Annotated in this window: 23 protein-coding genes, 2 tRNA genes and 3 pseudogenes; 13 read left to right on the top strand and 15 right to left on the bottom strand. The window is 66.7% G+C overall.

Translation table 11 applies throughout. The features are described 5' to 3' along the window. Positions 1–39: 39 nt before the first annotated feature. The 4 genes from Tharo_RS09170 to Tharo_RS09155 all read right to left on the bottom strand — a co-directional run bounded on the left by Tharo_RS09170 (position 40) and on the right by Tharo_RS09155 (position 4,433). Positions 40–1,080: a branched-chain amino acid ABC transporter permease gene (locus tag Tharo_RS09170; protein WP_107220930.1), complete on the bottom strand. Its 1,041-nt coding sequence runs from the start codon at positions 1,078–1,080 to the stop codon at positions 40–42. A gap of 30 nt (positions 1,081–1,110) precedes the next feature. After that, on the bottom strand, positions 1,111–2,031 hold the full coding sequence (locus Tharo_RS09165; RefSeq protein ID WP_107220929.1) for a branched-chain amino acid ABC transporter permease: 921 nt from the start codon (positions 2,029–2,031) through the stop codon (positions 1,111–1,113). 57 nt (positions 2,032–2,088) lie between these two features. Further along, positions 2,089–3,252, bottom strand: coding sequence for an ABC transporter substrate-binding protein (locus tag Tharo_RS09160; protein ID WP_107220928.1), 1,164 nt, complete (start codon positions 3,250–3,252; stop codon positions 2,089–2,091). A gap of 290 nt (positions 3,253–3,542) precedes the next feature. Further along, a complete protein-coding gene (locus Tharo_RS09155) occupies positions 3,543–4,433 on the bottom strand; it encodes a helix-turn-helix domain-containing protein (RefSeq protein ID WP_107220927.1) in 891 nt (296 codons plus the stop codon). 159 nt (positions 4,434–4,592) lie between these two features. Between Tharo_RS09155 and pobA the strand changes: the two genes are divergently transcribed. Next, on the top strand, positions 4,593–5,780 hold the full coding sequence (gene pobA, locus Tharo_RS09150; protein ID WP_107220926.1) for a 4-hydroxybenzoate 3-monooxygenase: 1,188 nt from the start codon (positions 4,593–4,595) through the stop codon (positions 5,778–5,780). 68 nt (positions 5,781–5,848) lie between these two features. Here pobA and Tharo_RS09145 read toward each other — a convergent pair whose 3' ends face one another. The 3 genes from Tharo_RS09145 to Tharo_RS09135 all read right to left on the bottom strand — a co-directional run bounded on the left by Tharo_RS09145 (position 5,849) and on the right by Tharo_RS09135 (position 7,033). Next, complete coding sequence (locus tag Tharo_RS09145) at positions 5,849–6,709, bottom strand: fused MFS/spermidine synthase (RefSeq protein ID WP_107220925.1); 861 nt, start codon at positions 6,707–6,709, stop codon at positions 5,849–5,851. 100 nt (positions 6,710–6,809) lie between these two features. Further along, positions 6,810–6,886, bottom strand: a tRNA-Met gene (locus tag Tharo_RS09140). A 71-nt stretch (positions 6,887–6,957) separates the two neighbouring features. After that, positions 6,958–7,033, bottom strand: a tRNA-Thr gene (locus tag Tharo_RS09135). A gap of 113 nt (positions 7,034–7,146) precedes the next feature. On the opposite strand from Tharo_RS09135, the gene Tharo_RS17560 reads away from it, so the two are divergent. Next, complete coding sequence (locus Tharo_RS17560) at positions 7,147–7,305, top strand: hypothetical protein (RefSeq protein ID WP_159051677.1); 159 nt, start codon at positions 7,147–7,149, stop codon at positions 7,303–7,305. A gap of 25 nt (positions 7,306–7,330) precedes the next feature. Here Tharo_RS17560 and Tharo_RS09130 read toward each other — a convergent pair whose 3' ends face one another. From Tharo_RS09130 to ald, 4 genes are all read right to left on the bottom strand, one after another. After that, complete coding sequence (locus tag Tharo_RS09130; protein ID WP_107220924.1) at positions 7,331–7,795, bottom strand: ProQ/FINO family protein; 465 nt, start codon at positions 7,793–7,795, stop codon at positions 7,331–7,333. Between the two features lie 104 nt (positions 7,796–7,899). Then, positions 7,900–8,544 (bottom strand): cytochrome b/b6 domain-containing protein, encoded by a 645-nt coding sequence (locus Tharo_RS09125; RefSeq protein ID WP_107220923.1) that lies wholly within the window; start codon positions 8,542–8,544, stop codon positions 7,900–7,902. A gap of 1 nt (position 8,545) precedes the next feature. After that, positions 8,546–10,132 carry a tetrathionate reductase family octaheme c-type cytochrome gene (locus Tharo_RS09120; protein WP_245880864.1) on the bottom strand — a complete coding sequence of 529 codons (1,587 nt, stop codon included), beginning with the start codon at positions 10,130–10,132 and terminating at the stop codon, positions 8,546–8,548. A 176-nt stretch (positions 10,133–10,308) separates the two neighbouring features. Further along, positions 10,309–11,439, bottom strand: a complete 1,131-nt coding sequence (ald, locus tag Tharo_RS09115) for an alanine dehydrogenase (protein WP_107220921.1) — start codon at positions 11,437–11,439, stop codon at positions 10,309–10,311. 249 nt (positions 11,440–11,688) lie between these two features. On the opposite strand from ald, the gene Tharo_RS09110 reads away from it, so the two are divergent. From Tharo_RS09110 to tnpA, 4 genes and pseudogenes are all read left to right on the top strand, one after another. After that, a complete protein-coding gene (locus Tharo_RS09110; RefSeq protein WP_107220920.1) occupies positions 11,689–12,696 on the top strand; it encodes a DUF475 domain-containing protein in 1,008 nt (335 codons plus the stop codon). Positions 12,697–12,810: 114 nt separating this feature from the next. Beyond that, entirely contained in the window at positions 12,811–13,098 is a 288-nt protein-coding gene (locus tag Tharo_RS09105; RefSeq protein WP_107220919.1) for a DUF1330 domain-containing protein, read from the top strand. Positions 13,099–13,213: 115 nt separating this feature from the next. Further along, a pseudogene (locus Tharo_RS09100) lies at positions 13,214–13,378 on the top strand (IS66 family transposase); the annotation flags it as partial. 82 nt (positions 13,379–13,460) lie between these two features. Further along, positions 13,461–13,667: pseudogene (gene tnpA / locus Tharo_RS18165) on the top strand (IS66 family insertion sequence element accessory protein TnpA); the annotation flags it as partial. A gap of 147 nt (positions 13,668–13,814) precedes the next feature. Here tnpA and Tharo_RS09095 read toward each other — a convergent pair. After that, a pseudogene (locus Tharo_RS09095) lies at positions 13,815–14,090 on the bottom strand (DNA-3-methyladenine glycosylase I); the annotation flags it as partial. Positions 14,091–14,279: 189 nt separating this feature from the next. Here Tharo_RS09095 and Tharo_RS09090 point away from each other — a divergent pair. After that, positions 14,280–15,359 carry a 3-deoxy-7-phosphoheptulonate synthase gene (locus tag Tharo_RS09090; RefSeq protein WP_107220918.1) on the top strand — a complete coding sequence of 360 codons (1,080 nt, stop codon included), beginning with the start codon at positions 14,280–14,282 and terminating at the stop codon, positions 15,357–15,359. Then, positions 15,356–16,195: a phosphoserine phosphatase SerB gene (gene serB, locus Tharo_RS09085; protein WP_107220917.1), complete on the top strand. Its 840-nt coding sequence runs from the start codon at positions 15,356–15,358 to the stop codon at positions 16,193–16,195. Before Tharo_RS09090 ends, serB begins: the two co-directional genes overlap by 4 nt. A gap of 22 nt (positions 16,196–16,217) precedes the next feature. Here serB and Tharo_RS09080 read toward each other — a convergent pair whose 3' ends face one another. Further along, positions 16,218–16,928, bottom strand: a complete 711-nt coding sequence (locus Tharo_RS09080; protein ID WP_107220916.1) for an ABC transporter ATP-binding protein — start codon at positions 16,926–16,928, stop codon at positions 16,218–16,220. On the opposite strand from Tharo_RS09080, the gene Tharo_RS09075 reads away from it, so the two are divergent. Beyond that, positions 16,900–17,553, top strand: coding sequence for an arylesterase (locus Tharo_RS09075; protein WP_107222375.1), 654 nt, complete (start codon positions 16,900–16,902; stop codon positions 17,551–17,553). The two genes, Tharo_RS09080 and Tharo_RS09075, sit on opposite strands and share 29 nt — an antisense overlap. A gap of 46 nt (positions 17,554–17,599) precedes the next feature. Here the strand turns inward: Tharo_RS09075 and selD are convergent, their stop codons facing one another. Then, entirely contained in the window at positions 17,600–18,640 is a 1,041-nt protein-coding gene (gene selD / locus Tharo_RS09070; RefSeq protein ID WP_107220915.1) for a selenide, water dikinase SelD, read from the bottom strand. Positions 18,641–18,695: 55 nt separating this feature from the next. On the opposite strand from selD, the gene mnmH reads away from it, so the two are divergent. Beyond that, complete coding sequence (gene mnmH / locus Tharo_RS09065; RefSeq protein ID WP_107222374.1) at positions 18,696–19,745, top strand: tRNA 2-selenouridine(34) synthase MnmH; 1,050 nt, start codon at positions 18,696–18,698, stop codon at positions 19,743–19,745. A gap of 3 nt (positions 19,746–19,748) precedes the next feature. Here mnmH and Tharo_RS09060 read toward each other — a convergent pair whose 3' ends face one another. After that, the gene (locus tag Tharo_RS09060; RefSeq protein ID WP_107220914.1) at positions 19,749–20,300 is read right to left on the bottom strand and encodes a class I SAM-dependent methyltransferase; all 552 of its coding nucleotides are present in this window, start codon (positions 20,298–20,300) and stop codon (positions 19,749–19,751) included. A 227-nt stretch (positions 20,301–20,527) separates the two neighbouring features. Between Tharo_RS09060 and Tharo_RS09055 the strand changes: the two genes are divergently transcribed. The 3 genes from Tharo_RS09055 to Tharo_RS09045 all read left to right on the top strand — a co-directional run bounded on the left by Tharo_RS09055 (position 20,528) and on the right by Tharo_RS09045 (position 26,640). Next, the gene (locus tag Tharo_RS09055; RefSeq protein ID WP_107220913.1) at positions 20,528–23,215 is read left to right on the top strand and encodes a bifunctional acetate--CoA ligase family protein/GNAT family N-acetyltransferase; all 2,688 of its coding nucleotides are present in this window, start codon (positions 20,528–20,530) and stop codon (positions 23,213–23,215) included. Positions 23,216–23,218: 3 nt separating this feature from the next. Further along, positions 23,219–24,067, top strand: coding sequence for a D-hexose-6-phosphate mutarotase (locus Tharo_RS09050; protein WP_107220912.1), 849 nt, complete (start codon positions 23,219–23,221; stop codon positions 24,065–24,067). 167 nt (positions 24,068–24,234) lie between these two features. After that, positions 24,235–26,640 (top strand): Tex family protein, encoded by a 2,406-nt coding sequence (locus Tharo_RS09045; protein WP_107220911.1) that lies wholly within the window; start codon positions 24,235–24,237, stop codon positions 26,638–26,640. Positions 26,641–26,656 lie beyond the last annotated feature (16 nt).

The following is a 26,656-nucleotide window of genomic DNA, read 5'->3' as shown; positions in this document are numbered from 1 at the left end:
GGATTCCCCTCCTGTCGCTGCGCAACCGTGCGGGCGCACTCATGCCGCCCCCCGTCTGCGCTCGGCGAGCGCCGCCAGACCACGCGGCGCAAAGAAGACGACCACGAGCAAGAGCACGCCGAGCGGCCAATGCCAGTATTCGGTCCAGACTTTGAGCGCCTCGGCGAGCACCAGCCACACCGTCACCCCGAGCACGGCCCCCCAGCGCCGACCCAGGCCGCCGACCACGACCATGACGAGCAGCAGCGCGGATTCGGTCCAGTGCATCAACGAGGGGCTGACGAAATTGCTGTGACTGGCGAGCAATGCTCCGGCCAGCCCGGCCAGCGCGCCGGCGCCGGTGAAGGCGACGAGCTTGAGGCGGAACACCGGGTAGCCGAGCGCGACCATGCGCGTTTCGTTGTCGCGGATCCCCATCAGCGCGTAGCCGAAGCGCGATCCGGCGAGCCGGCTGGCGAACGCGAACACCAGCGCCGCGATCGCCAGCACCACCCAGAAGAAGACGTGCGCGTGGCCGGTGCCGAGTCCGCCGCCGAACACGAGCGGCACATGCAGGCCGTAGCCGTCATCACCGCCGTAGGCGCTCAGCGACACCGCGAGGTAGTAGAGCATCTGGGCGAAGGCCAGCGTAATCATCAGGAAATACACCCCGCGCGTGCGCAGCGAAACCGCCCCGATCGCCGCCGCCACGCCCCCCGACAGCAGCAGCGCCGCCGCCCACGCCAGCCAGGCCGAGTCGATTCCGGCATCGACCAGGGCGACTACCGTGTAGGCCCCCACGCCGATGAAGCCGGCATGACCGAGGGCCGCCATGCCGCCGTAGCCGAGAATGAAATTGAGGCTGGTGGCGGCGATCGCGACGATCAGCAAGCGGCGCACGAAACCGACGTAGTAATCGAGCCCGAGCGCGGAGCCGACGACCGGCAGCAGCGCCAGCACCGCCAGCAAGGCCCAGGGCAGCAGGCGCGCACCGGCGCGGGCGGGGCGTGCGGCATCCTGTCCGCCGGCATCCTCTCCGCCGGCGCCGTCGGCCGCCGCGCGGAAGGACGGCGGCAAGCGTGCGCCCGCGTCGTCGTTCATGACCTTCCTGCCCATGCCCGCGCCACCCGCTCAGGCGCGCGCGGGGAACAGCCCCGCCGGCTTGAGGATCAGCACTGCCGCCATCAGCAGGTACATCGCGATGCCGGCAAGCGCCGGTCCGAGGTCGGCGGCGAGCGCGGGTGGCAGCATCGTGCGCAGCAGCGGCGGCAGGAAGGCGCGCCCGGCGGTATCGACCACGCCGACCAGCAGCGCGGCGATGAAGGCACCGCGCACCGAGCCGATGCCGCCGATCACGATCACCACCAGCGCCGGGATCAGGATCGCCTCACCCATGCCGATCTGCACCGCGCTGATCGGCCCCATCAGCGCACCGGCAAAGGCGGCGAGCGCCGCGCCGAGCACGAACACGAAGGAAAACACCTGCCCCACCCGTACTCCCATGTAACTCGCCATCGTCCGGTTGGAGGCACCGGCGCGCACCCGCATGCCAAGCCGGGTGTGATTGACCAGCAGGTAGAGCCCGGCCGCCACCAGCAGACCGGCGCCGAGCAGCAGCAGGCGATACGCCGGATAGGGCAGGCCGGGCAGCAGCTGCACCGGCCCGCTCAGTGCGGCGGGCATCGCCGCCATCACCGGCGATGGCCCCCAGAGCGCCTTCACCGCGTCGTCGGCGATCAGGATGATGCCGAAGGTGGCGATGACCTGGGCGAGATGGTCGCGCGCGTACAAGCGGCGGACGATCGCCCACTCCAGGGCCAGCGCGGCGAGCACGGTCACGGCGACCGCGGCGGCAACGGCGGCGGTGAAGCTGGCGCTGGCTTCATGAACGCGCGCGGCGATGTAGGCTCCGGCCATGTAGAGCGAGCCGTGTGCGAGATTCATGGTGTCCATGATGCCGAACACCAGGGTCAGCCCGGCGGCGAGCAGGAACAGCATCAGCCCGTAGCCAACGCCGTTCAGCAGTTGCTCGATCAGGAAGATGGAATCCATGGGCGGAGCTCTGTCCGGAGGGCACGCCGGCACCGCCGTGCCGGCCCCCTCCCGGCCTTACGGGCGGCAGTCGCCGACGTAAGCGTCCTGGTGCTTTTCCAGCACGGTCCCGACCAGGCGGTTGGTGATCGTGCCGTCGGCGCCTTTTTCCACCACCCGCAGGTAGTAGTTCTGTACCGGATAGTTGTTGACGCCATAGCTGAAGCGGCCGCGCACCGAATCGAAATCGGCCTTCTTCAAGGCGGCGACCACCGCCTCGCGATCCTCGACCTTGCCCCCCACCGCGCGCACTGCGGCGTCCATCGCCATGACTACGTCGTAGGCCTGGGCGGCGTACACGGTCGGGTAACGGCCGTCGTACTTGTTGCGGAAGGCGTCGACGAAGGCCTTGTTGGCGGGCACGTCGAGATCGTGGGCCCAGTGGGCGGTGTTATACACGCCGAGGGTGGGCTCGCCGACCGCGGCGATGGTGTCCTGTTCGGCCGAGAAAGCCGGCGCGATCAGCGCGATGTCCTTCAGTCCGCCGCCGACGTACTGCTTGATGAAGTTGATCCCCATCGCCGCCGGCAGGAAGAAATACACCGCATCGGGCTTCGCGGCGCGGATCCGGGCGATCTCGGCGGCATAGTCGATCTGGCCCACCTTGGTGTAGATCTCGTCGCGGATCTCCCCCTTGTAGAGGCGCTTGAAACCATTCAGGTGATCCTTGCCCGCCGGGTAGTTGGGAGCGATCAGCACCACATTCCGGTAGCCCTTCTCGTTGGCGACCTTGCCTGCGGCCTCGTCATAGCTGTCGTTCTGGTAGACAGCGAAAAAATAGGGGTTGCACTGCTTGCCGGCGTACTGGCTCGGCCCCGGGTTGCTCGACAGGAAGGGCACTTTGGCGGCGAACAGCGCCGGCCCCACCGCGAGCGCGGAGTTGGAAGCGACCGGGCCGGTGAAGAAGTCGATCTTGTCGCGCTGCAGGTAGCGGCTGACGAGCTGGTTGGCCTGCTCCGGGTTGCCGGAAAAGTCGGTCTGCAGGAACTCGGCCTCGACGCCGCCGAGCTTGCCGCCGAGCTTCTCGATCGCCAGGTTGAAGCCGTCGCGGGTCTCGGCGCCGATGGTGGCGAAGGGGCCGGAGATGTCGAGCGCCATCCCGACCTTGATCGGGGCGGCGGCGTGGGCCCCGAGGGCGGCGGACAGGGCAAGGGACACGGCAACGGTCTTCAGCTTCGGCATCGGGGCATCCTCGTATGGATGGTGAAGGATCGGGAAGGGAACGCGGGACGGGGCGGGAGATTATCACGGGGCCCCGCCGCTGCGTTCACCGCCCGGCCGCGCCGCTTCGTTGGCGGCGAGCGCGATCGAGGCCCACGGTCCACCGGAACGCATGATACAAATCTATAAAAAAATAGCGTATAGCGTATTTGTGTGCATAATAGTGCACAACACGCCAAGTGGAGACTTCGATGACCGGCGATTCGTGCCGCAGCGGCGAACCTGCCCTTGCCAATCCGGAAGCGGGAGCCTCATGGCAGCGCCTGCCGTCCGGCATGGATACGCCTGAACTCGGAGGGCGGCACCCCTTGCCGGCGCAGGAAAAAGCGCGAGAAATAGGCCGGATCGCGGAAACCGAGGGCATAGCCGATGCCGGTGACGTCCAGGTCGGAGTACGCCAGCAGGCGGCGTGCTTCGAGATGGAGGCGGTCGTGGATCATCGCCTGCGCGCTGCGGCCGGTTTCGCGGCGGCAGCTGGCATTGAGCTGCTGGGCCGAGACACCGAGGCGCCCGGCATAGAAACCGACCGGCTGCCAGTCGCGGAAATGGGCTTCGATCAGCTCGGTGAAGCGCTCGACGCGGTGCCGGATCCGGTCCTGGGCGGTGCGCTCGGTGCCGATTCCGCCTGCGCGGGCAAGTTCGATCAGGACGATCGCGAGGATCGCCATCAGCATGCTGATCCGCCCCGCCGCCCGGCCGGCATATTCTCGATGGAACTGCTCGAAGCGTAAGCGCATGCGCCCGTAGCCCTCCGCATCCCCCGCCAGGGGGAGATAGCGCAGGCTGTCGAACGCGCTGCGGAGATCAGCGGAAAGTGCAAGCAATTCGCCGAGCAACGACTGCGGCAGGGTCAGCACGTGCCCGACCACACCGGGACTAAAGCGGAAGCCGTGGATATGCCGTGCCGGAACCATGACGAGGCACGGCGTAAGCAGTTCGAAGACTTCTGTCTCGAATACCATCCGCACCTCCCCTTCCTCGAGAAAAGTGATCTGAATCAGCGAGTCGTGGCTGTGCGGGGCAATCTCCCAGTCGTATAGCGCGCTCCGTTCGGCGATCGTTTCATAGTGCACCGGCTCGGGCGTGGGCCAGAGCTCCGTCTCACCGAAAAGCTTGTAGCTGGGCACTCTGGATTCGATCATGGAGAGACTCCAGAAAGGTTCGCAGCACATCCTACCCGAGCTTGCAGAAAGCTTCCAAAAGTACAAGCATTACCTTCAAGCAATTCAAGCCAAAAGCGTTTTTCCCTCCTATAGTTGAAACCGTCCACCAAGACGACATCCCAACCAGGAGAGAGACTCATGCAAACCCAAGTCGGCATCATCGGCGGCGGCCCCTCGGGCCTGTGCCTCGCCCGCCTGCTCAGCCTCGCAGGCATCCGCAGCGTCATCCTCGAGCGCCAGACCCGTGAATACGTCGAGGCGCGGATCCGCGCCGGCATCCTCGAACAGGGCATGGCCGATCTGATGCGCCGCGCCAAGGTCGGCGAGCGCATGGACAAGGAAGGCCTGCTCCACGACGGCATCGTGCTGACCTTCGACGGCCGCGAGGAGCGCATCGACATGGCATCGCTGACCGGCGGCAAGCAGGTGATGGTGTACGGCCAGACCGAGCTGACCAAGGATCTGTACGACGCGGTGCTCGCAGACGACAACATCACCGTGATCTTCGAGACCCGCGACGTGCACCCGACCGGCTTCCTCGACGGCCGGCCGCAGCTCGAATTCGTCAAGGACGGCCAGCAGACTCGCATCGATTGCGACTACATCGCCGGCTGCGACGGCTACCACGGCGCCTCGCGCGCCGCCGTGCCGCGCGACATGATCACCGAGTACGAGCGGATCTACCCCTTCGGCTGGCTCGGCCTGCTCTCCGAGACCCCGCCGGTGCATGAGGAGCTGATCTACGCCAACCACAAGCGCGGCTTCGCCCTGTGCTCGATGCGTTCCCACACCCGCAGCCGCTACTACCTGCAGGTCGGCCTCGACGAAAAGATCGAGGACTGGTCCGACGAGCGCTTCTGGGACGAACTGAAGAAGCGTCTGCCCGAGCACATCGCCGCCAATCTCGTCACCGGCCCGTCGATCGAGAAGAGCATCGCCCCGCTGCGCAGCTTTGTCGCCGAACCGATGCGCTTCGGCAACATGTTCCTAGTCGGCGACGCCGCCCACATCGTGCCGCCGACCGGCGCCAAGGGCCTCAACCTGGCGGCCTCCGACATGTACTACCTGTCGACCGCGCTGATCGCGCACTACAACGAGGGCCGTGACGACCTGCTCGACCGTTACTCGGAGACCGCGCTGCGCCGGGTGTGGGCTGCGGTGCGCTTCTCGTGGTGGTTCACCTCGATCATGCACAAGTTCAACGAGGATCCGATCGAGCACAAAATCCAGCTCGCCGAGCTCGACTACCTGATGAGTTCCACTGCCGGCAAGACGACGATCGCGGAAAACTACGTCGGCCTGCCCTTCGACCCGACCTTCAAGTAAGCACACCGCCGACGCAGGGCAGAGGGCTTCACCAGCCCTCTCCCTGCAGAGGCCAGGCTGAATCGCATTCAGCGCGCCAGGCGTTGTGCCAGGCGCAGCACCTGGCCGCGCTCGAGATGCTGGGCAAAGCCAGGAAAGTCCAGCTTGAAACGTCCCTGCAGGCCCAGGGCGATCGTGCGCATCCACTTCCAGCGCGGCTCGAACGCGGGGTCACGGAACGCAAACAGGATGTAATTGCCGTCTTCGCGCACCGACATGGCGATGACACGCTCGTCGAAAACATCGAGCAAGCGCGCGACGTGCGCCGCGTAATCCCGCTTGTCGCCGGCGATGTTCATCACCAGCACCCCTTTTCCAGTCAGCCGCCGGCGGGCATGTTCGTAGAAGTCGCCCTCGAGGAACGCGCTGCTCACCCCATCGGCGCCGAACGCATCGACCAGCAGCACATCGCAGCGCTCGTCCGTATCCTCAAGATAGTGGGCGCCGTCGCAATGGATTACCTGCAGGCGCTCATCATCGGGCGGAACCCCGAACAGCTCGCGCAGCGCGATCACGTGCGCGTCGATCTCCAGCACGGTCATCTGCGCCCCCGGCAAGTAGCGGTGGCAGAACGTCGCCAGCGAACCGCCGCCCAGGCCCAGCATCATGAGCCGGCGCGGACGCGGGTTGAACAGCAGGAACGCCATCATGCGCTGGGCATAGCCCAGCTCCAGCACCGCCGGATCGGCGATACGGATTACGCTCTGCACGTAACCGAGGCCGAAATGCAGTGCCCGCAATCCTCCGTTTTCCAGCACGAAGGGCTTGTCGTAACTGCCGTCGAGCAAGCGCGCCGCCAGCCCAGCAGCATCGCTGTCGGCAGGCTCCAGCAGGCGGATCCGTCCGGGCTCGTCGGGAAAAGGGCTGGGCAGATCGAAAAGCGGGAGCATGAAATGTCGAGGAACGCGAGCCCCTGATCGAAGAGACCTCTTCTTCGAGCAGAAAGCAATACAGGCCGAGCAGCAATCGCTGTCGGCCTGTATCTAGGTATGGTTGCGGGGGCAGGATTTGAACCTGCGACCTTCGGGTTATGAGCCCGACGAGCTGCCAGACTGCTCCACCCCGCGTCGGAGAAACAACACTATATACAAGGCAGCATAGAAAAGCAAGTTTTTAATCTGCTGCTGCATAAAAAAACTGGTGCCGGCAATAGGAATCGAACCCACGACCTTCTGATTACAAATCAGCTGCTCTACCAACTGAGCTATGCCGGCGACGGAGCGGGATTATAGCCCAAGCCCGCAAAGCCCGGCACTCCGAGGCGCTTGCATTGATAACTGTATTTATATACAGTTATCAAGTCGAAAGCATCTGGGAGGCCGTCAGCATGGAAACCGGAACCACACGCAGCCTGATCGGGATGGGCCTGATCGCAGGTCTGATGATCGGAACGGGGCATATTGGCGGAGGGCTCGCAGTGGCGGTCGCAGCAGCTGCCGCAGCTTGGCTGGCACGCGCGGAGGCCTTGGCGGGCGATCCGCACTGACTGCCACCGCCAGGGCGGCATCGCGTCACCGGCCGAACTTATTCACCAGCTCGCGCAGCTTTTCATCGCGGCGGCGTTCGGCCTCTTCTGCCTCGCGCTGCTCGCGTTGTTGCCGGGCGACGGTCGCGAATCGTTCCTTCAGTGTCGTGGCGGCATGATTACGCTGCTCGGCAGTCACTTCTCCGGCAGGCTTGCCGTCGAGATCGAAACGCTCGGCACTGCGCTCCACCGCCTTGAGATAACGGGTCGAGGCAGTATGGATGCGCAGGGCCGCGCGCAGGCTCTTGCGATCGAACTCTGGAAAGCGCTCGAGAATGCTGGCGTCGATCTTCAGCGCCAGGGGCTTGCAATCACGGAAAGCCGCGCTTTCCGCCTGCAAACGCTTGAGCATGGCGCGGGAATCGATACCCCGGGACTTCTTTGCAGAGGGTTCGGTGGCAGGGGAAGAAGGCTGCGCGGCGGCGGCCGTATCGGGCTGGTCGGAAGTCATCTTGGTAAAGGCTCTGGATTCGGGTCATGCATCAACAGCGTGCGGTCCGTGCGCCGCCGGAAGAGTCCATTTCCATCCGGTGGCAACGCAAGCGCGCCATTGTGTCATGCCTTGCGGTCGATCCGGGAAATCCCGCGCCCTGCCGTGTCGTCTCCGTGAATCTCTTCCCATCCGGTGATCATCGCCCTGATGTGAGCGAGCGGAGTGCGGCCCACGGTCGCCAGATAGACGTGGATGATCAGGAACGCCAGCATCAGGAAGGCGCCGAGGGTGTGGATCGTCGCGACCTGTTGCAGGCCCAGCGCCCCGGGCAACGTGCCTTCCACACGCCCCCAGAACAGGTAGAGCAGGCCCGAAGCCCAGAGCAAGGGGTTGATCACCAGCTTGACACCGAGGTAGGCCAGGCGCTGCAGCGGGTTGTGCTTGCGTTCGAGCGTGACTTTGTAGGGGTGCTGCGCTCCGGTAAAAATTCCGGAGACATAGTAGCGGACCATTCTGTCGACGTTTTCGAGGGTCGGGATGTAGTGCTTCCACGCCCCGGTGGTGAAGTGCCAGAAGATCGCGAAGATCCACAGGGCGATCAGCAGCCACGCGGCGATCTCGTGAGCCTCGACCGCCTTGCGGAATCCGATTAGTCGATGGCTTCCGTGAATGGCAAAACCGGTAAACAGCAGGACGACGATCAATCCCGCCTGGGTCCAGTGCCAGAAGCGCTCGAAGCGGGTGAACAGATAAAGGCGCTCGCTCATCTCAGTTCTCCTCGCGGTGCTTGCGCCTGTTGCGCGTCAGGAAGCGCAGGCCGCCATGGCCGGCAACGCCCAGCAGCATCAGCCCGGCGAGACCGAAGCCGAGGCGATCGAGCAAGGGGTCGCGATCGCGCCCCGGCATCCAGATTCCCGGCACCGCAGCCAACCTGCCGCCGTCGGCGTGGCACTCGGCGCAGCCGAGGGCGCGCTCTTTCGGCGCGACCATATGGGTGATCGGCCACAGCATCGAAGTCTCGACGAAGGCGAATTTTCCGCTGTAGGGCTGGCCACTCGCATCCGCTCCGGCCTTCAGCGCCTTTGCCCAGTCGAAGTTGTACCAGAAGGCGGTGTCGTCCGGCGTTGCGGTATGAGGCACCAGCAAGGTCAGGTACTCGGTATCGTAAGGTTGCTTGCCGTGGAAGGTCTTCACCGGCCAGATTCGCGCCTCGGCGGCCCCCGGGGTGCCATGGAACGTATTGATCGCCACCCGTGCGCTCGGGTCGATCTTCGTTTCCGGCTGCGTGTAAGTGACCGTTCCGTCGAACCAGATGTAGTCGGGCTTTACGTTCTGGCCCAGCACGAACTCGCCCTTCTTGCTGTCGTAGACCACGTGCCCGCGGTCGTCCTTGAGCTGGTAGGGCTTGCCTTCGGGAGTCAGCTTGCCTGCCGCAGACCAGTCCCAGCCCATCTTGGTCGGCACGCCGCCGCGGGCGAATTCGGGAATGTGGCAGGTCTGGCACGCCAGCGTGCGGGTGTGATCATTCAGGCGTCCGGCCTGAACGAAGCCGTCCTTGTGTGGACGGTCGCCATGGCAGGCCTGGCAGCTGGCCGGATTGCGCTCGGTCTTTTGCCCGCGGATCAGCGCCCCGTGAGGGTCCGCCCCGGTCATGCTGATCCGGCTGCCGGCCACCTTGTGCCGATCCGCCTCGTGGCAACTGGCGCAGCTGAAGTCCAGTCCATCCTGCGCCATATGCACGTCGAGTTCCTTCGTCGCCTTGTTCAGCGAGGAATCGAGATCGCCGTGTTTGACGCCGTCCCCGCCACCGCCGTAGTAGTGGCAGACCCCGCAGGTCTGGCGCGAAGTCGCGCCGACCTGCTGCGCCACCTTGGCGAGATCGACCGCATCGATGAATTTGCCGGATTTCGCCGGATATTCGATGCGCTCATAGGGCGGGTGGCCGGCGAATCCCGCCAGTTTCCGATAGCCGCCGGTGTTGTGGCAGGCCAGGCAATCGACCGCATCTTCGGCGGTGAAGTCGAACGTCTCGTCCTTCCAGCCGTAGCCGACATGACAGGACTGGCAGAAGGGCTCGTTCGAGCGGTTGCCGATGCAAAAGCCGTTGAGCATGGTCTTCTTGCCCAGCTTCTGGCCGGTATCGGCATTGACGTACTCCCAGCTCCAGTGCCGGGTCGCCATCACCTGCCGGGCCGCTTCGGTATGACAGGCGAGGCAGGCGCGGGTCACTTCTGCGCCGGTCCTGAACGGCCCCTTGAGCCCGTCGAATTTAGCGTGATCCGCCGTTCCGGTAGCGCTCGCCCCTGCCAGGGCGCTTGCCGCCATCAGCAGCATGGCACCGAGAATACGGTGCAACCAGGATAATCGCCTGCCCATGGTCTTCCCCCATCAGCCGATGCCTCTTGATCATGGTAAGGCTCGCCCGAGCATTACTTTTTGATAATTGTCTAATTTGATTCGAATCAAGAAGCGTCGCTCCGCCCCCCGCAAACGCGGAGCAAGCAGCCCGCGCATTGCCGCTTCCATCGCCCCTACGGCGCGGCGGAACACGGCACCAGCACTTCCAGGGGGGTGAACGCCATGCCGTGAGCCTCGGCCACCGGGCGACTGGTGATGCGGCCTTCGAGGATATTCACCCCCCTCGCCAGGGCGGGGTCGTCGCACACCGCGCGCAGCCAGCCCTTGTCGGCGATCGCCAGCCCGTAGCGCAGGGTCGCGTTCATCAGGGCCTGGGTCGACGTTCGCGGCAACGCCCCGGGCATGTTCGTGACCCCATAGTGCAGGATTTCATCGACCAGGTAGGTCGGATCGGCATGTGTCGTCGGCCTGATCGTCTCGATGCAGCCTCCCTGATCAACGGCGACATCGAGGATCACCGCGCGCCGCTTCATCAGGGCGAGCATGTCGCGCGTGATCAGCACCGGCGTCCGCGCTCCGGCCTGCAGCACCGCGCCAATCACCAGATCGGCCTCGGCCACCATGCGCTCGACATCGTGCCGGGTCGAGTACACGGTACGGACCGCGCTACCCCAGACGAACTCGATTTGCCGCAGGCGTTCGAGATCCACATCCATGAGGGTCACGCTCGCCCCCATTCCCTTCGCCACATAGGCCGCGTTGATGCCGACGATCCCCGCTCCTAGGATGAGCACGTTCGCCGGCAGGACGCCGGCAACCCCTCCCATCAGCACGCCGCGCCCTCCGCTCGAACGCTGCAGCAGGGATGCGCCCACCTGTGCTGCCATCCGCCCGGCGACTTCGGACATCGGCGCCAGCAGCGGCAAGCGCCCTGCCGCCAGCTCCACGGTCTCGTAGCCGATGCAGAGCGCCCCCGATTGCAGCAGGCCTTCGGTCTGTGCCCGATCGGGGGCGAGGTGGAGGTAGGCGAACAGAATCTGGCCGGGTCGCAACATCGCCAGTTCGAGCGCCTGTGGCTCCTTGACCTTGATGATCATGTCCGCTTCGCCGAACACTTCCGCGGCCGAAGTGGCCAGCCGTGCCCCCGCCAGTGCGTAATCCGCATCGCTGTAGGAGGAGCCTTCTCCCGCCTGGCACTCGACCAGCACCGTGTGGCCATGGGCGACGAATTCGGCAACTCCGGCCGGCGTCATCCCGACACGGAACTCGTTGTTCTTGATTTCCCTTGGAACCCCGATGATCACAGCCTGCTCCCGTGTGGCGATTCATGCGTACAGCATTATTCGGACATCCGCCTCTGCTTGCATCCAGTATAGGACACCCGACCCACGATCGATCCGCCCCCCTGCGCTATCCGGCCGCGCGTCGACCGCAGGCCAACCGCTGTGGCGAGCCACCGCTCGCACCGGCCGCGCCCGGCTCATGCGCACCGGACCGGTGCTAGAATGCGCCCCACCCAGGCGAAAGCCCCATTCCAGATCCGAAGTTGGCACATGCAGAACCTCAAGTATTTCAGCTGGTCGATCGGCTTCACCGCACTGAGCCTCGTCGGTGGATATCTGCTCGGCGGCCCCCCGGCAGTGTTCATCATTGCCGTGCTGGCGGTGCTGGAGACTTCGCTGTCGTTCGACAACGCGGTGGTCAACGCCACAGTGCTGCGGGACATGGACGAGAAATGGCGGCAGCGTTTCCTCCTGTGGGGCATCCTGATCGCGGTATTCGGCATGCGCATCGTGTTCCCGCTGGCCATCGTCGGCATCGTCGCCAGCCTCGGACCGCTGGAGGTGGTCCACCTCGCGCTATTCAACCCCGACGAATACGCCCGCCTGCTGACTTCAGCACACCACGAAATCGCGGCCTTCGGCGGCGCCTTCCTGCTGATGGTGTTCCTCAAGTTCTTCATCGACACCAACAAGGATACGCACTGGCTGGCGCCGATCGAGGCTCCGTTGACCCACCTCGGCCGCCTTGAGGCAGCACAAATCCTGCTGACGCTCCTGGTTATCCTGGCAAGTTCGGCTTGGCTGGACACCCCGGATCAGCGGGTCGAGTTCATCATCGCAGGCATCTGGGGCCTGGTCATCTACATTGCCGCCGACGGGCTCGGCGCAATCATGGGCGGTGAACCCGGAGAAGGCGGCAAAGTCGCCGCGAAAACCGGTTTCGCCGGGTTCATGTACCTCGAACTGCTCGACGCATCGTTCAGCTTCGACGGCGTCATCGGTGCCTTCGCCCTGACCACCAGCCTGCCGATCATCGCCATCGGCCTCGGCGTCGGTGCCATGTTCGTCCGCTCATTCACCCTGATGCTGGTCTATCGCGGCACGCTGGACGCCTATCGCTACCTCGAGCACGGTGCGTTCTGGGCGATCGGAGCGCTGGCGACGATCATGTTCATCGGCGTCCACGTGCACATTCCCGAAACCGTTACCGGCCTCATCGGTGCGGTGCTGATCGGCGCAGCCTTCTGGAGCTCCCTGCGCAGCCCCGCGCCACGATGAGCCCGCGGTACTCGCCTCTGTGGCGTAGCCTGGAAATATGACGGTGCGGATATGGTTCTGAAGCGGTGCGTGGTCCCCGCACCCACATCTTGTTGCTGATTCGGAGCGAAGCACATGGGCAATGCGTATCTCATCGGGCACCTGACCGTCAAGGATGCAGACAAGTGGGCCGAATACCGCAGCCGCGTTCCAGCCACGCTGGCGCCGTGGGGGGGAGAACTGATCCTTCGCGGCAGGATCGTTAAGGTGCTGGCCGGCGAGCACATCCACACCGACACGGTGATGATCCGCTTTCCGGACGTCGCCGCAGTCGACGGGTGGCACGCATCGGCCGCTTACCAGGCGCTGATTCCACTGCGCCAGCAGGCAACGGACGGGGTCCTGCTCTGCTTCGAGGACTGATCCCCCGGTCTCATGTTCCACACCTCGCCGGCTCCCTCCCGGCCGGCGGTCCGCCATCACGCTGCTTGATCATTCCGCCGGGAAAAGGCATCAGCAGCAGTGACCGTGCTCAATTTATGCGCACAAGCGACGCGCGGCTCTGGAAGTGTTCCTGGCCGATCCCGACGTCCCCATCGACACCAATCACCTCGAACGGGCGCTACGGCTGATTCCCATCGGTCGCAAAAATTGGATGTTCAGCTGGACCGAACTAGGTGCACAGCACTCCGGTGTCGTCCAGCATCCAGGTAAGCGTCCGGCGCGCCCACCTGTGATTGCGGAGGTGGTTTGCGGACACTCCTGGTTTTTTGCAGGAGGTCGTGATGAGCCATCATTCCGAGCGCGCTGCGCGCTGGCGTGCGCATGTGGAGCAGTGGCGGCGCAGCGGTCAGACGCAGGCGGCGTATAGCGCCGAGCATGGGTTGAACAAGAAGTCGCTGGGGTACTGGGTGCGCCAGGGACGGGCGGTGGCCGCGCGCAAATCGGACGCGTTCCTGACCTTGGTGGCGGCCCGCCCTGTCGGCGTCACCTCGCCGCTGCAGGCGGCGGGGGTCCTGTCGCTGCGTAGCCCGTCTGGCTGGTGCCTGGAGTTCGCTACGCTGCCGTCGGCGTCGTGGCTGTCCGAAGCGCTCGCGCACCGCCAGCGCCGCGTGCGCATTGGCGATGGCCGCCTCCACCTTCCGCTGGTTGCGCACGATGCCGGGATCGGCGAGCAGGCGGGCGACCTCCTCCGCCCCGTAACGGGCGACACGCTCGGCATCGAAGCCGTCAAACGCACGCCGGTAGTGCTCGCGCTTCTTCAGGATGGTGAGCCAGCTCAGCCCCGCCTGCGCGCCTTCGAGCACCAGCATCTCGAACAGATGGCGATCGTCATGGCTGGGCACGCCCCATTCGGTGTCGTGATAGGCGACATAGAGCGGATCGTTGCCGCACCAGGCGCAGCGTTCGGTCATCGATAGTCTCCTGTTCGGGATTTGGCGGAATTCTAGCCCGCAGCCGTCGCCCGGGGGCGGTGATGCCTCCCGGCCTCGCGCCCGATCGCCGGCCCTTGCGCCGTTCCGCTGCGCTCACATCGCCACGACCACTCCCCGCTGCGGGAGTTACAATTACCCGTTTCCCTGGCCGTAACCGGAGTCCCCGCAATGCCCCTCACCCAGACCGAAAACCTCAACGTCGTCGCCTTCGACCACATGCCCTCGCCGGAGGAAATCAAGGCGCGCGTGCCGCTCACCGAGCGGGCGGCGGCTTCGGTGGTGGCCGGGCGCAAAGCGGTGATGGACATTCTCGACCACAAGGATCCGCGCGTGTTCGTGGTGGTCGGGCCGTGCTCGATCCACGATCCGGAGGCCGGCCTCGACTATGCGCGCCGGCTGAAGGCGCTCGCCGACGAAGTCGCCGACAGCCTCCTGCTGGTGATGCGGGTGTATTTCGAGAAGCCGCGCACGTCCACCGGCTGGAAGGGCTTCATCAACGACCCCTTCATGGACGATTCCTTCCGCATCGACATCGGCATGGAGCGCGCGCGCAAGTTCCTGCTCGACGTCTGCGAGCTCGGCCTGCCCACCGCCACCGAAGCGCTCGACCCGATCGCGCCGCAGTACTACGGCGACCTGATCTCGTGGACCGCGATCGGCGCACGCACCTCCGAATCGCAGACCCACCGCGAGATGGCTTCCGGCCTGTCCACTCCGGTCGGGTTCAAGAACGCCACCGACGGCGATCTCGACGTCGCCATCAACGCCATCATTTCGGCCGCCAGCCCGCACAGCTTCCTCGGCATCAACAGCGAAGGCCAGTCGGCGATCACCCGCACCCGCGGCAACCGCTACGGCCACGTCGTGCTGCGCGGCGGCGGCGGGCGGCCGAACTACGACACGGTGTCGATCTCGCTCGCCGAACAGGCGCTCGCCAAGGCCAAGCTGCCGAAGAACATCGTCGTCGACTGCTCGCACGCCAACTCGTGGAAAAAGCCCGAGCTTCAGCCGCTGGTGATGAAGGACGTCATGCACCAGATCCGCGAAGGCAACCAGTCGATCATCGGCCTGATGGTCGAGAGCAACCTGGAAGCGGGCAACCAGTCGATTCCGGCCGACCTCGGCCAGCTCAGGTACGGCTGCTCGGTCACCGACGCCTGCGTCGGCTGGGACACCACCGAAGAGATGATCCGCAACGCTGCCGCCGTGTTGCGCACCGCCCTGCCGCAGCGGGAGCGCAGCGCATGAACCTGGTGGTCCTTGCCCGCGACGTCGACCGCGCCGCGCTCGAGCGCATCGCCACGCTCACCGGCGCCGATGCGGTCGAGCAGATCACGCCGCGCTCCTTCCGCCTTCTCGGCGCCCGCCCCCACGAAGGGCTGCTCGCCGCCTGCGCCGAGGCCCGGCTCGACCACGCCTGGCTGCCCGAAGGGCGCCGCCTGAGCGACTTCGGGCTGTTCGTGACCGACATGGATTCGACCCTGATCAACATCGAATGCATCGACGAGATCGCCGACATGCAGGGGCTGAAGGCCGAAGTGGCGGCGATCACCGAAGCGGCAATGGAGGGCGAGATCGATTTCCGCGAGTCGCTGAGCCGCCGCGTGGCGCTGCTCGCGGGGCTGGCCGAGAGCGCCCTCGGCGAAGTGTACGAAAAACGCCTGCAGCTCAACCCCGGGGCCGAACGCCTGCTCCAGGGCCTGCAGCGGGCCGGTATCCGCAGCATGCTGGTTTCGGGCGGCTTCACCTACTTCACCGAGCGCCTGCAGGCGCGGCTCGGCTTCGATCACGCCTACGCCAACGAACTCGAAGTGGCCAACGGCCGGCTCACCGGGCGCATCGTCGGTGACATCGTCGACGGTGCGGCGAAAGCCGCCCACCTGCAGCGGCTGCGCGACGAACTGGGCCTCGCCGAAGACCAGGTGATCGCCGCCGGAGATGGCGCCAACGACATCCCGATGCTGCGCGCCGCCGGCTTCGGCGTCGCTTTTCATCCCAAGCCGGTGCTACGCGACGTCGCCCATTGCTGCCTCGACCACAGCGGTCTGGACGGCATCCTCGACCTCTTCGGCGAGGACGGCTGAATACGCCGGCGGTGTCGCGCGTTCAGCGCACGCCCGTCTCGCTCAGGCGCCCCGCGTTCATTCTCAACACCCGCTTGCAGCGGCGCGCGAGCGACTCGTCGTGCGTCACCAGGATCAGCGTGGTGCCCGCCTCACGGTTGAGGGCGAAGATCAGTTCGATGATCGCCTGCCCGGTTTCGGCATCGAGATTGCCGGTCGGCTCGTCGGCGAGCAGCAGCCGGGGGCCCGGGGCGAAGGCGCGCGCCAGCGCCACGCGCTGCTGCTCGCCGCCGGACAGGTGCTTCGGGTAGTGGCGCAGCCGCCCTCCCAGCCCGACCCGCTCCAGCCACTGCGCCGCCACCGCCTTCGCGTCGGCCGCGCCGGCCAGCTCCAGCGGCAGCATCACGTTTTCCAGCGCGGTCAGGGCGGGCAGCAGCTGGAAGGACTGGAATACGAAGCCGATCGTCTCGCCGCGCAGCGCGGCGCGCGCATCCTCGTCGAGCGCGAACAGGTCGATGCCGTCCAGGCGCACCGTGCCGGCGGTGGGAACATCGAGCCCGGCGAGCAATCCCAGCAGCGTCGATTTGCCCGAGCCCGAGGCGCCAATCACCGCCACCGACTCGCCCGCCGCGACGGCAAAACCGACATCCTGCAAAATGTGCAGATCGCCGTGACCATCGGCCAGTTCGACCTGTCGACACAGGCCATCGACTTCGACGACCGGAATGGAGACTTCGACCTTGCTACGATCCATCACTACCTTCTTTTTCATCGTGTTGTTCGTCGGCACGGCCCACGCCGCAACGATCCTGGTGTGGGGCGACAGCCTGTCGGCCGGCTATGGTCTGCGCCACGGAGAGGAATGGCCAGCCTTGTTGCAGACGCGCCTGCAGGACGAAGGGTTCCACCACACGGTGGTCAACGCCAGCGTCTCGGGCGAAACCTCGGCCGGTGGACGCTCCCGCCTGCCGCAGGCCCTCGAGCAGCATCGGCCCGAAATCCTGATCCTCGAACTCGGCGCCAACGACGGCCTGCGCGGGCTGCGCCCGCAGTTGCTCGCCGACAACCTGAAAGCGATGATCGCCGATGCGCGGAAGAGTGGAGCCCGGGTCCTGCTGATCGGCATGCAGATGCCGCCGAACTACGGCCCGGCCTACACCCGGCGCTTCGCCCAGACCTATGCCGACGTTGCCCGGAGCGAAGACGTGGCCCTGGTCCCCTTTCTGCTGGAAGGCTTTGCCGGTCGGTCCGAGCTGTTCTTGACCGATGGCATCCACCCCAACGCCAAGGCCCAGGCGCTCGTCCTCAAAACGGTGTGGCAAGGGCTCGAGCCCCTGCTCGAGCCGCTGCACACCGCCAAGCGCAGGGCGGGCAGATAAGCCCGCCCGCCCCCACACGGGAAATCCGCCGGCCGTGCGCGTCCGCTCAGACGATGCCGACACGCGCCGGGCCGGCCTCCATCGTCCCGATCACGGCACCGGCTTCGCCCTGCTCGGCCCGGATCGCCGCCTGCACCGCGTCGACCGCCGCCGGCGCGCAAGCGATCAGCAGGCCACCCGAGGTCTGCGGGTCGGTGAGCAGCTTGCGCTGCCACTCGGGCGCGGTGTCCGCCAGATCGATGGCCTCGCCGTAGCTCGCCCAGTTCCGCTCCGAGGCGCCGGTGGCGACGCCGGCCTGAACCAGCGCCAGCGCTTCCGCGATCAGCGGCAGGCGGTCGAACTGCAGCGCCGCGCCGAGTCCGGCGCCGCGGCACATCTCGAGCAGATGGCCGGCAAGGCCGAAGCCGGTGACGTCGGTCACCGCATGGACGCCGTCGATACCGGCCAGATGCGCGCCGGCACGGTTGAGCGTCGTCGTCCAGCGCAGCATTTCGGCGTAGCCGTGGGCGGAGAGCCGGCCTTTCTTGAGCCCCGCCGACAGGATGCCGATGCCGAGCGGCTTGGACAGGATCAGTACGTCTCCGGCGTGGGCGCCGGCATTGGTGCGGACCCGGGCCGGGTCGACGACACCGAGCCCGACCAGGCCGTAGATCGGCTCGAGGACGTCGATCGAATGCCCGCCGGCGATCGGAATGCCGGCGGCGCGGCAGATTTCGGCGCCGCCCTGCAGGATTTCGCCGATGACTTCGGGAGGCAGTTTGTCGAGCGGCATGCCCACCACGGCCAGCGCCAGGATCGGTGTGGCGCCCATCGCATAGACGTCGGACAAGGCGTTGGTCGCGGCGATGCGGCCGAAGTCGCGCGCGTTGTCCACGATCGGGGTGAAGAAGTCGGTGGTGGCGACGATCGCCTGGCGCTCGTTGAGCTTGTACACTGCCGCGTCGTCGGCGGTATCGGTTCCCACCAGCAGTTCGGGCGGCACCACTCCAGCCGGCATTTTTGCCAGCAGCTCGGAGAGCACTCCCGGGGCGATTTTGCAGCCGCATCCGCCACCGTGGGAGAATTGGGTCAGTTTGATTTCATTCATCGTCGGAAAGGAGTGAAGGGCTGTGCCGGCCACGCGCCGCGCGCCCGGGAAAACCATGCAGAAAGGCGTCGCGACCGTAGCACAGCTGTCCGAATTTGACGAGATCATCGATGCGCGCACGCCCGCGGAATTCGCCGCCGACCACCTGCCGGGGGCGGTGAACCTGCCCGTGCTCGACAATGAGCAGCGTGTCGTCGTCGGCACGATCTACAAGCAGCAGTCGGCGTTCGAGGCGCGGCGCATCGGCGGCGCGCTGGTCGCAGCCAACATCGCCCACCACCTGCAGACCTGCCTGAAGGATAAACCCAAGAACTGGCGCCCGCTGGTGTATTGCTGGCGCGGCGGCCAGCGCAGCGGCTCGTTCACCACCTGGCTGCGCATGGTGGGCTGGGATGCCTGCCAGCTCGAAGGCGGCTACAAGGCGTTCCGCCACCTCGTGATCGACGAGACCAAGCGCATCGCCCCGCAGCTGCAGCTACGCATCGTCTGCGGCCCAACCGGCAGCGCCAAGACCCGGGTGCTCGACGCGCTCGCTGCGCTCGGCGCGCAGACGCTCGATCTCGAAGACCTCGCCGCGCACAAGGGCTCGGTGCTGGGGGCGCTTCCCGATCGTCCCCAGCCTTCACAGAAGCATTTCGAGACCCAGCTGTTTACCCGGCTGCAGGCCATCGACCCGGCGCGTCCGGTCTATGTGGAAGCCGAAAGCCGCAAGATCGGCCTGCTGTTCGTGCCCGAGGCGCTGATCCTGGCGATGCGGCGCGCGCCCTGCGTGATGATCGACGCCAGCCGCGACGCCCGCCTCGATTTTCTCGTGCGCGACTATGCCTACCTGGGCGAGGACATCGCCACCCTCAAGCACAACCTGCTGCGCCTGCGCGAGCTCCAGAGCCGGGAGACGCTGGCGCGCTGGCATGCAATGGCCGATGCCGGCGCCCTCCCCGAGCTGTTCGGCGAACTCATCGACCTGCATTACGACCCTCTTTACCGGCGCTCCCAACACGGCAACTACCTCGGCTACGGCGACGCCCCCCGGATCGCGACGACGGATCTCGGGCCCGAAGGCATCCGCGCGCTGGCACAGCGCATCCTCGAGCAGACCGGGTAAAGCTCAGGGCAGCACGGCCAGCGCCCTGCCCTTGATCGCGCACACCCGCTGCACCGCTGCGGCGCGCGGAGTCCGGATTTCGCCCTGCTCGAACGCGACGATGGTCCAGTGCTCGCGCAGGCGGTGCACCAGCTCGTTGGGCTGGAGCAGGAAGTCGGGACGGCTCGGCTTGCCAAAGCGCTCGTTGCCGGCCATAAAGGTTTCGTAGATCAGCACTCCGCCCGGACGCAGCAATTCCAGCATGGCATCGAAGCGCGGCCGGTACAGGTAGTTGCAGACCACCACGCCGTCGTAGTCGGCGCGCGCGAAAGGCCAGTCCTCCCCTTCGAGGTCGAGTTCTCGCGGTTCCAGCCGGGGCAGGCCCTGCAGCAATTGCAAGGCGATGCCGTCGCGGTCGACGGCGTCGACGCGAAAACCGTGCTGCGCCAGCCAGCGTGCATGGCGGCCGCTGCCGCAGGCGTAGTCGAGCACCCGCCCGGCGGGCGCGATCAGGGAGGCGAAGCGGGTGACCCAGGCCGAAGGCGTGAGCGCACTGGCGGTGTGGTGCTCGATCATCGGTGCAATGCCCTGTAGACGGATCGGTGTTGAAGAGAATGCCCCGATTCTAGCCGATGCCGCTCCGCATCCCGGCGCCCGGCAGGAGCGGAGGAATCCGGTGAGGAGGAATCGGCCAGCAATCGATTGTGCACTGCAGTATAATCAGGCGTTATCGAAGAATTCGAAGAAAATTCGGACATATGTCATCGTGCGGGCCTGCGCCCGACATCACCCAGAGCCACACCATGAAAGACAAGCACTACCTCACCCCGTTGCTCGAGCCCCGCTCCGTCGGCATCATCGGCGCCAGCGAACGTGAGAACGCCCTCGGCAGCGTACTCATCCGCAACATGCTGGAAGCCGGGTACAAGGGCAAGCTGTTTGCGATCAATCCCAAGCACGAGAGCGTGCATGGCGTGGCCTGCTACAAGTCGGTCGAGGACGTGCCCCAGCGCCTGGACCTGGTCGCGCTCGCCGTGCGCGCCGAGAAGGCGCCGGCGATCATCGACGCCTGCGGCCGTGCCGGAGTCAAGGCGCCGATCCTGCTGTCGGCGGGGTTTTCCGAAGCCGGTCCGCGCGGCGAGCTGCTCGAGCGCCAGGTCGTCGATGCCGCCCACCGTCACCGCATCCGCCTGCTCGGCCCCAACTGCCTGGGCATCATGCGCCCGCAGCTGGGTCTCAACGCCACCTTCGCCCATGCCAGCGCACTCAAGGGCAGCATCGGCCTGATCTCGCAGTCCGGCGGCCTGTGCGCAGCGATCCTGGACTGGGCCAAACCCAACAACGTCGGCTTTTCGGCGGTGGTCTCGCTCGGATCATCGTCGGACATCGACTTCGGCGAAGTGCTCGAATACATGATCTCCGACCCGCGCACCGAGAGCATCTTCCTCTATGTGGAAGGAGTGCGCGACGCCCGCCGCTTCATGAGCGCGCTGCGCGCGGCGGCCCGGGTCAAGCCGGTGCTGCTGATCAAGGCCGGGCGCCACCCCGACGCCTCGCGCGCGATCCTGTCGCACACTGGCGCGCCGATGGGCGACGACGCGGTATTCGACGCCGCGCTGCGCCGTGCCGGCGTGATCCGCCTGTACAACATGGGCCAGCTGTTCGCCGCCGCCAACGCGCTGTTTTCGCACTTCCGCCCGCGCGGCAACCGCCTGGCGATCATCACCAACGGCGGCGGCCCGGGCGTGATGGCGGCCGACCGTGCCGCGGACATCGGCATACCGCTCGCCGAGTTCGCCGACTCCACCCTGGAGAAGCTCAATGCCGGGCTGCCCGCGAGCTGGTCGCGCGGCAACCCGGTCGACATCCTCGGCGATGCCGGCCCCGAACGCTACCGCCACGCGATCAAGGCGGTTCTCGAAGGCCCGAACGTGGACGGCGTGCTGGTATTGCTCACCCCGCAGGCGGTGAGCGACCCGACCGGCGTCGCCAGCGTCGTCATCGAGCTCGAAAAGACCGCCGACAAGCCGGTGGTCACCTGCTGGATGGGCGAAGACCTGGTCGGCGAGGCACGCCACCGCTTCACCGCCGCCGGCATTCCCCATTTCCGCACGCCGGAACCGGCGGTGGAGCTGTTCAGCCACATTTCCGCCTACTACCAGAACCAGAAGCTGCTGATGCAGACGCCGTCCTCGCTGTCTCACCTGTCGCCGCCGTCGATCGAAAGCGCCCGCCTGGTGATCGAGATGGCGCTGTCCGAGCGCCGCAACAAGCTCAACGAGATGGAGTCGAAGGCGCTGCTGGCCGCCTTCCGCATCCCCATCGCACAGACCGTGGTCGCCCGCTCGGCGGCCGAGGCGATGGTGCTGTCGGCCGAGATCGGCCTGCCGATCGTGATGAAGATCGATTCGCCGAGCATTGCCCACAAGTCCGAAGTCGGCGGGGTGCGCCTGAACATCCGCAGCCTCGCCGCGGTGCGCTCGACGTACCAGGAAATCATCGACGAAGTGAAGCGGGTGCGGCCCGACGCCGAGATCAACGGCATTGCCATCGAGCCCATGATCCAGAAGCGCAACGGCCGCGAGCTGGTGGTCAGCGTCAAGCGCGACCCGGTGTTCGGCCCCGCGATCGCGTTCGGCGAAGGCGGCAACCTGGTCGAGGACAACCGCGACATCGCCGTCGCCTTGCCGCCGCTCAACAGCTTCCTGGTCAAGGACATGATCCGTTCGACGCGGATCTCGGCCCGCCTGGGCGAATTCCGCAACATGCCGGCGATCGACATGGGGGCGCTCGAGCTGGTGCTGCTGCGGGTCTCGGAAATGGTCTGCGAACTGCCGTGGATCACCTCGATGGAGATCAACCCGCTGATCGTGGACGAGCACGGCGTGGTCGCGGTCGATGCCCGGATCATGGTCGACAACGTTTCGCCGACCGCCGACCGCTACGATCACATGGCGATCCACCCCTACCCTTCGCACCTGATCAGCACGTGGACGGTGCCCGACGGCACGGTGGTGACGATCCGCCCGATCAAGCCCGAGGACGCCGAGCTCGAAGTCGAATTCGTGCGCGGCCTGTCGGCCGAGACCAAGTACTACCGCTTCATGAACACGATGCGCGAGCTGCCGCCGGCGATGGTCGCGCGCCTGACCCAGATCGACTACGACCGGGAGATGGCCTTCCTCGCCACGCTGGAAGTGGACGGGCGGGAGAAGGAAATCGGCGTCTGCCGCTACGCGGTCAACCCCGACGGCGAATCCTGCGAATTCGCCGTGGTCGTCGCCGACGACTGGCAGCACCGCGGGCTGGCGCGCAAGCTCATGGGCGTCCTCATCGAGACCGCGCGCAGCCGCGGCATTTCCTACATGAACGGCGTTTTCCTCGCCAACAACGAGCGCATGCTGAAGTTCGTACACAAGCTGGGCTTCGTGATCAGCAACGATCCCGAGGACAGTTCGGTCAAGCTCGGCGTGCTGCCGCTGCAGGACTGAACCATGCCCTCCACGATCGAAACCATCGACTTTCACGGCCAGTCCGCGCTGCGCCTCGTCACCGCCGCCGGCGCCCGGGTCATCGTCAGCCTGCACGGTGCGCAGGTCTTGTCCTGGATCCCCCCCGGCGGGGAAGAGCGGCTGTATCTCAGCCCCCTGGCCCGCTTCGACGGCAGTGCGGCGATCCGCGGCGGCGTCCCGGTCTGCTTTCCGCAGTTCGCCGGACTCGGCCCGCTGCCTCACCATGGTTTTGCCCGCACCGCCGCCTGGTCGGTCGCGACCGAGCGCAGTGGCAAGGATTTCGCCCTCGTCACCCTCGCCCTGAGCGACAGCGATGCGACCCGCGCGCTGTGGCCGCACCCGTTCCGGGCCGAGCTGGGGATCCTGATCGAGGACAGCCGCCTCGATCTCGAACTCGAGGTCGAGAACACCGGCAGCGAGCGGTTCGAATTCACCGCGGCGCTGCACACCTACCTCGCCGTGCGCGAAGTCGAGCAGTCCCGCCTCGAAGGCCTGCACGGCTACGACTACCGCGACAAGGTCGATGCCGACCGCATCCGGCGCGACAGCGGCGATGTGCTCCTGATCGAAGCCGAGACCGACCGCCTCTACCAGGACGTCAAACGCCCCCTGCTGCTGCGCGAATACGACCGCAGCCTGGGCATCAACGCCGACGGTTTCCCCGACGTCGTGGTATGGAACCCCTGGGTCGAGCGCAGCGTCGCCTTGCCCGATCTGCCCGCCAACGGCTTCCGCCACATGCTCTGTGTCGAGGCCGCCGCCGCCCACCGGCCGGTACACCTGGGCGCCGGTGAAAGCTGGTGGGGACGGCAGACCCTGGTTGCCCTGTAAGGGACGGCGCCCGGCACCTGCACCGCCGCCTTTCATTCACCACGCGCCGCCGGCAGGAGCCTGCCGCCCGTGCGGCAGCAAATGCTGCGGCACCGAATGCTTGTCGCTGGCCGGCGCTTGCTGCACCATCCAGCCCTTCTTCGCTTCCGCCTTCACCTCCTGATCCGATGCTGCCCCCGATCGAACACCGCATCGCCGACGAGCTCGGCGTCTCGCCGCGCCAGGTCATCGCCGCCGTCCAGCTCCTCGACGACGGCGCCACCGTCCCCTTCATCGCGCGCTACCGCAAGGAAGTCACCGGCGGGCTGGACGATACCCAGCTACGCACGCTCGAAGAACGCCTCGGCTACCTGCGCGAACTGGAAGACCGCCGCGCCACCGTGCTCGCCTCGATCGAGGAGCAAGGCAAGCTGAGCGCCGAGCTGCGCGCCGAGATCGAGGACGCCGACACCAAGCAACGCCTCGAAGACCTCTACCTGCCCTACAAGCCCAAGCGCCGCACCAAGGCGCAGATCGCGCGCGAGGCCGGCATCGGTCCGCTCGCCGAGGCTCTGCTCGCCGACCCGACGCGGGACCCGGAAGCCGAGGCGGCGAACTACCTCAACGCCGAGGCCGGCTTCGCCGAGGTGAAGAGCGTGCTCGACGGCGCGCGCCAGATCCTGATGGAGACCTTCGCCGAGGACGCCGCTCTGCTCGGCGAGCTGCGCGCCTATCTGCACGAGCACGGCGAAGTGCGCTCGAGCGTGATCGAGGGCAAGGAAGACGAAGGCGCCAAGTTCCGCGACTGGTTCAATTTCAAGGAGCCGATCGCCACCCTCCCCTCGCACCGCGCGCTGGCGCTGCTGCGCGGGCGCAACGAGGGCGTGCTGCGCCTGGCGCTGGAAGTGGAGCGTGCCGACGCGGACGCCCCCCATCCCTGCGAAGGCCGCATCGCCGCCCGCTTCGGCATCCGCAACCAGGGTCGGCCTGCCGACCGCTGGCTGGCCGAGACCGTGCGCTGGGCGTGGAGCGTGAAGATCTCGATCCACCTCGAACTCGAGCTGATGGGCGAGCTGCGCGAGCGCGCGGAGGAAGAGGCGATCCGCGTCTTCGCCCGCAACCTGAAGGACCTGCTGCTCGCCGCGCCCGCCGGCACACGGGCCACGATCGGGCTCGACCCCGGCATCCGCACCGGGGTCAAGGTCGCCGTGGTGGACGCCACCGGCAAGCTCGTCGACACCGCCACGGTGTATCCCTTCGAACCCCGCCGCGACCGCGAATCGGCGCTCGCGGCGATCGCCGCGCTGGCGAAGAAGCACGCCGTCGAACTGATCGCAATCGGCAACGGCACCGCCTCGCGCGAGACCGACGCGCTCGTCGCCGAACTGCTCAAGCGCCAGCCCGAGCTGCGCCTGACCAAGGTCATGGTGTCGGAAGCCGGCGCCTCGGTGTATTCGGCCTCGGAACTGGCCGCGCGCGAATTCCCCGGCGTCGACGTCAGCCTGCGCGGCGCGGTGTCGATCGCCCGCCGCCTGCAGGACCCGCTCGCCGAGCTGGTCAAGATCGACCCCAAGTCGATCGGCGTCGGCCAGTACCAGCACGATGTCAACCAGGGCCGGCTGGCGAAGAGCCTGGACGCCGTGGTCGAGGACTGCGTGAACGCCGTCGGCGTGGATGTGAACACCGCCTCCGCCCCGCTGCTGGCGCGCATCTCCGGCCTCAGTTCGACGCTCGCCGCCAACATCGTCGATTACCGCGACGCCAACGGCCCGTTCCGCAGCCGCGACGCGCTGAAGGGCGTACCGCGCCTGGGGCCGAAGACCTTCGAGCAGGCCGCCGGCTTTCTGCGTATCCCGAGCGGCGACAACCCGCTCGATGCGTCCTCGGTGCACCCGGAGGCCTACCCGGTGGTCGAGCGCATCCTCGCCCGGGTGCAGAAGAGCGTGCGCGAGCTGATGGGCAACGGCAGCTTCCTCAAGTCGCTCAAGCCGGCCGAATTCACCGACGAGCGCTTCGGCCTGCCCACCGTGCAGGACATCCTCGCCGAACTGGAAAAGCCCGGCCGCGACCCGCGCCCCGAGTTCCGCACCGCCAGCTTCCGTGACGGCGTCGAGACGCTGAAGGACCTGCAGCCGGGGATGCTGCTCGAAGGCGTGGTCACCAACGTCACCAACTTCGGCGCCTTCGTCGACATCGGCGTGCATCAGGACGGCCTGGTGCACATCTCGGCGCTGTCCACCACCTTCATCAAGGACCCGCACAGCGTGGTCAAGGCCGGCCAGGTGGTGAAGGTCAAGGTGCTGGAAGTGGACGTCGCGCGCAAACGCATCGCGCTGACGATGCGCCTGGGCGACGAGACCGCAGTGCGCCGCAGCGAAGGCCCCGCCGCGCGCCCCGAGACGCGCGACCACGGCACCGGCCAGACCCGTCGACCGGCGAACCGCGACGGCGACCGTCGTCCGCCCCGGAACGGAGAAAGCCGCCCGCCCGCCCCCGGAGACAAACCGCCCCCGGCAAAGCGCCGCGAACAGGGCACTCCCACCGCGGGCGGCGCGCTCGCGGCGGCTTTCGCACGCGCACGCAGCAGCAAGTGAGGGACGGCGCGAACCG

Source organism: Thauera aromatica K172, assembly GCF_003030465.1.
In the GTDB taxonomy this organism is placed as follows: domain Bacteria; phylum Pseudomonadota; class Gammaproteobacteria; order Burkholderiales; family Rhodocyclaceae; genus Thauera; species Thauera aromatica.
This window is presented reverse-complemented; position numbering and strand designations above follow the sequence as displayed.

Coding starts and splice junctions, on each gene's coding strand:
- selD (WP_107220915.1), bottom strand. CDS start 18,640: ATGAATGAAATCAAACTGACCCAATTCTCCCACGGTGGCGGATGCGGC.
- Tharo_RS09145 (WP_107220925.1), bottom strand. CDS start 6,709: ATGCTCCCGCTTTTCGATCTGCCCAGCCCTTTTCCCGACGAGCCCGGA.
- Tharo_RS09170 (WP_107220930.1), bottom strand. CDS start 1,080: ATGAACGACGACGCGGGCGCACGCTTGCCGCCGTCCTTCCGCGCGGCG.
- Tharo_RS09125 (WP_107220923.1), bottom strand. CDS start 8,544: ATGAGCGAGCGCCTTTATCTGTTCACCCGCTTCGAGCGCTTCTGGCAC.
- mnmH (WP_107222374.1), top strand. CDS start 18,696: ATGCAGAAAGGCGTCGCGACCGTAGCACAGCTGTCCGAATTTGACGAG.
- Tharo_RS09050 (WP_107220912.1), top strand. CDS start 23,219: ATGCCCTCCACGATCGAAACCATCGACTTTCACGGCCAGTCCGCGCTG.
- Tharo_RS09075 (WP_107222375.1), top strand. CDS start 16,900: ATGGAGACTTCGACCTTGCTACGATCCATCACTACCTTCTTTTTCATC.
- Tharo_RS09155 (WP_107220927.1), bottom strand. CDS start 4,433: ATGATCGAATCCAGAGTGCCCAGCTACAAGCTTTTCGGTGAGACGGAG.
- serB (WP_107220917.1), top strand. CDS start 15,356: ATGAACCTGGTGGTCCTTGCCCGCGACGTCGACCGCGCCGCGCTCGAG.
- Tharo_RS09080 (WP_107220916.1), bottom strand. CDS start 16,928: ATGGATCGTAGCAAGGTCGAAGTCTCCATTCCGGTCGTCGAAGTCGAT.
- Tharo_RS09060 (WP_107220914.1), bottom strand. CDS start 20,300: ATGATCGAGCACCACACCGCCAGTGCGCTCACGCCTTCGGCCTGGGTC.
- Tharo_RS09110 (WP_107220920.1), top strand. CDS start 11,689: ATGCAGAACCTCAAGTATTTCAGCTGGTCGATCGGCTTCACCGCACTG.
- Tharo_RS09130 (WP_107220924.1), bottom strand. CDS start 7,795: ATGACTTCCGACCAGCCCGATACGGCCGCCGCCGCGCAGCCTTCTTCC.
- Tharo_RS09055 (WP_107220913.1), top strand. CDS start 20,528: ATGAAAGACAAGCACTACCTCACCCCGTTGCTCGAGCCCCGCTCCGTC.
- Tharo_RS09160 (WP_107220928.1), bottom strand. CDS start 3,252: ATGCCGAAGCTGAAGACCGTTGCCGTGTCCCTTGCCCTGTCCGCCGCC.
- Tharo_RS17560 (WP_159051677.1), top strand. CDS start 7,147: ATGGAAACCGGAACCACACGCAGCCTGATCGGGATGGGCCTGATCGCA.
- Tharo_RS09165 (WP_107220929.1), bottom strand. CDS start 2,031: ATGGATTCCATCTTCCTGATCGAGCAACTGCTGAACGGCGTTGGCTAC.
- pobA (WP_107220926.1), top strand. CDS start 4,593: ATGCAAACCCAAGTCGGCATCATCGGCGGCGGCCCCTCGGGCCTGTGC.
- Tharo_RS09105 (WP_107220919.1), top strand. CDS start 12,811: ATGGGCAATGCGTATCTCATCGGGCACCTGACCGTCAAGGATGCAGAC.
- Tharo_RS09090 (WP_107220918.1), top strand. CDS start 14,280: ATGCCCCTCACCCAGACCGAAAACCTCAACGTCGTCGCCTTCGACCAC.
- Tharo_RS09045 (WP_107220911.1), top strand. CDS start 24,235: ATGCTGCCCCCGATCGAACACCGCATCGCCGACGAGCTCGGCGTCTCG.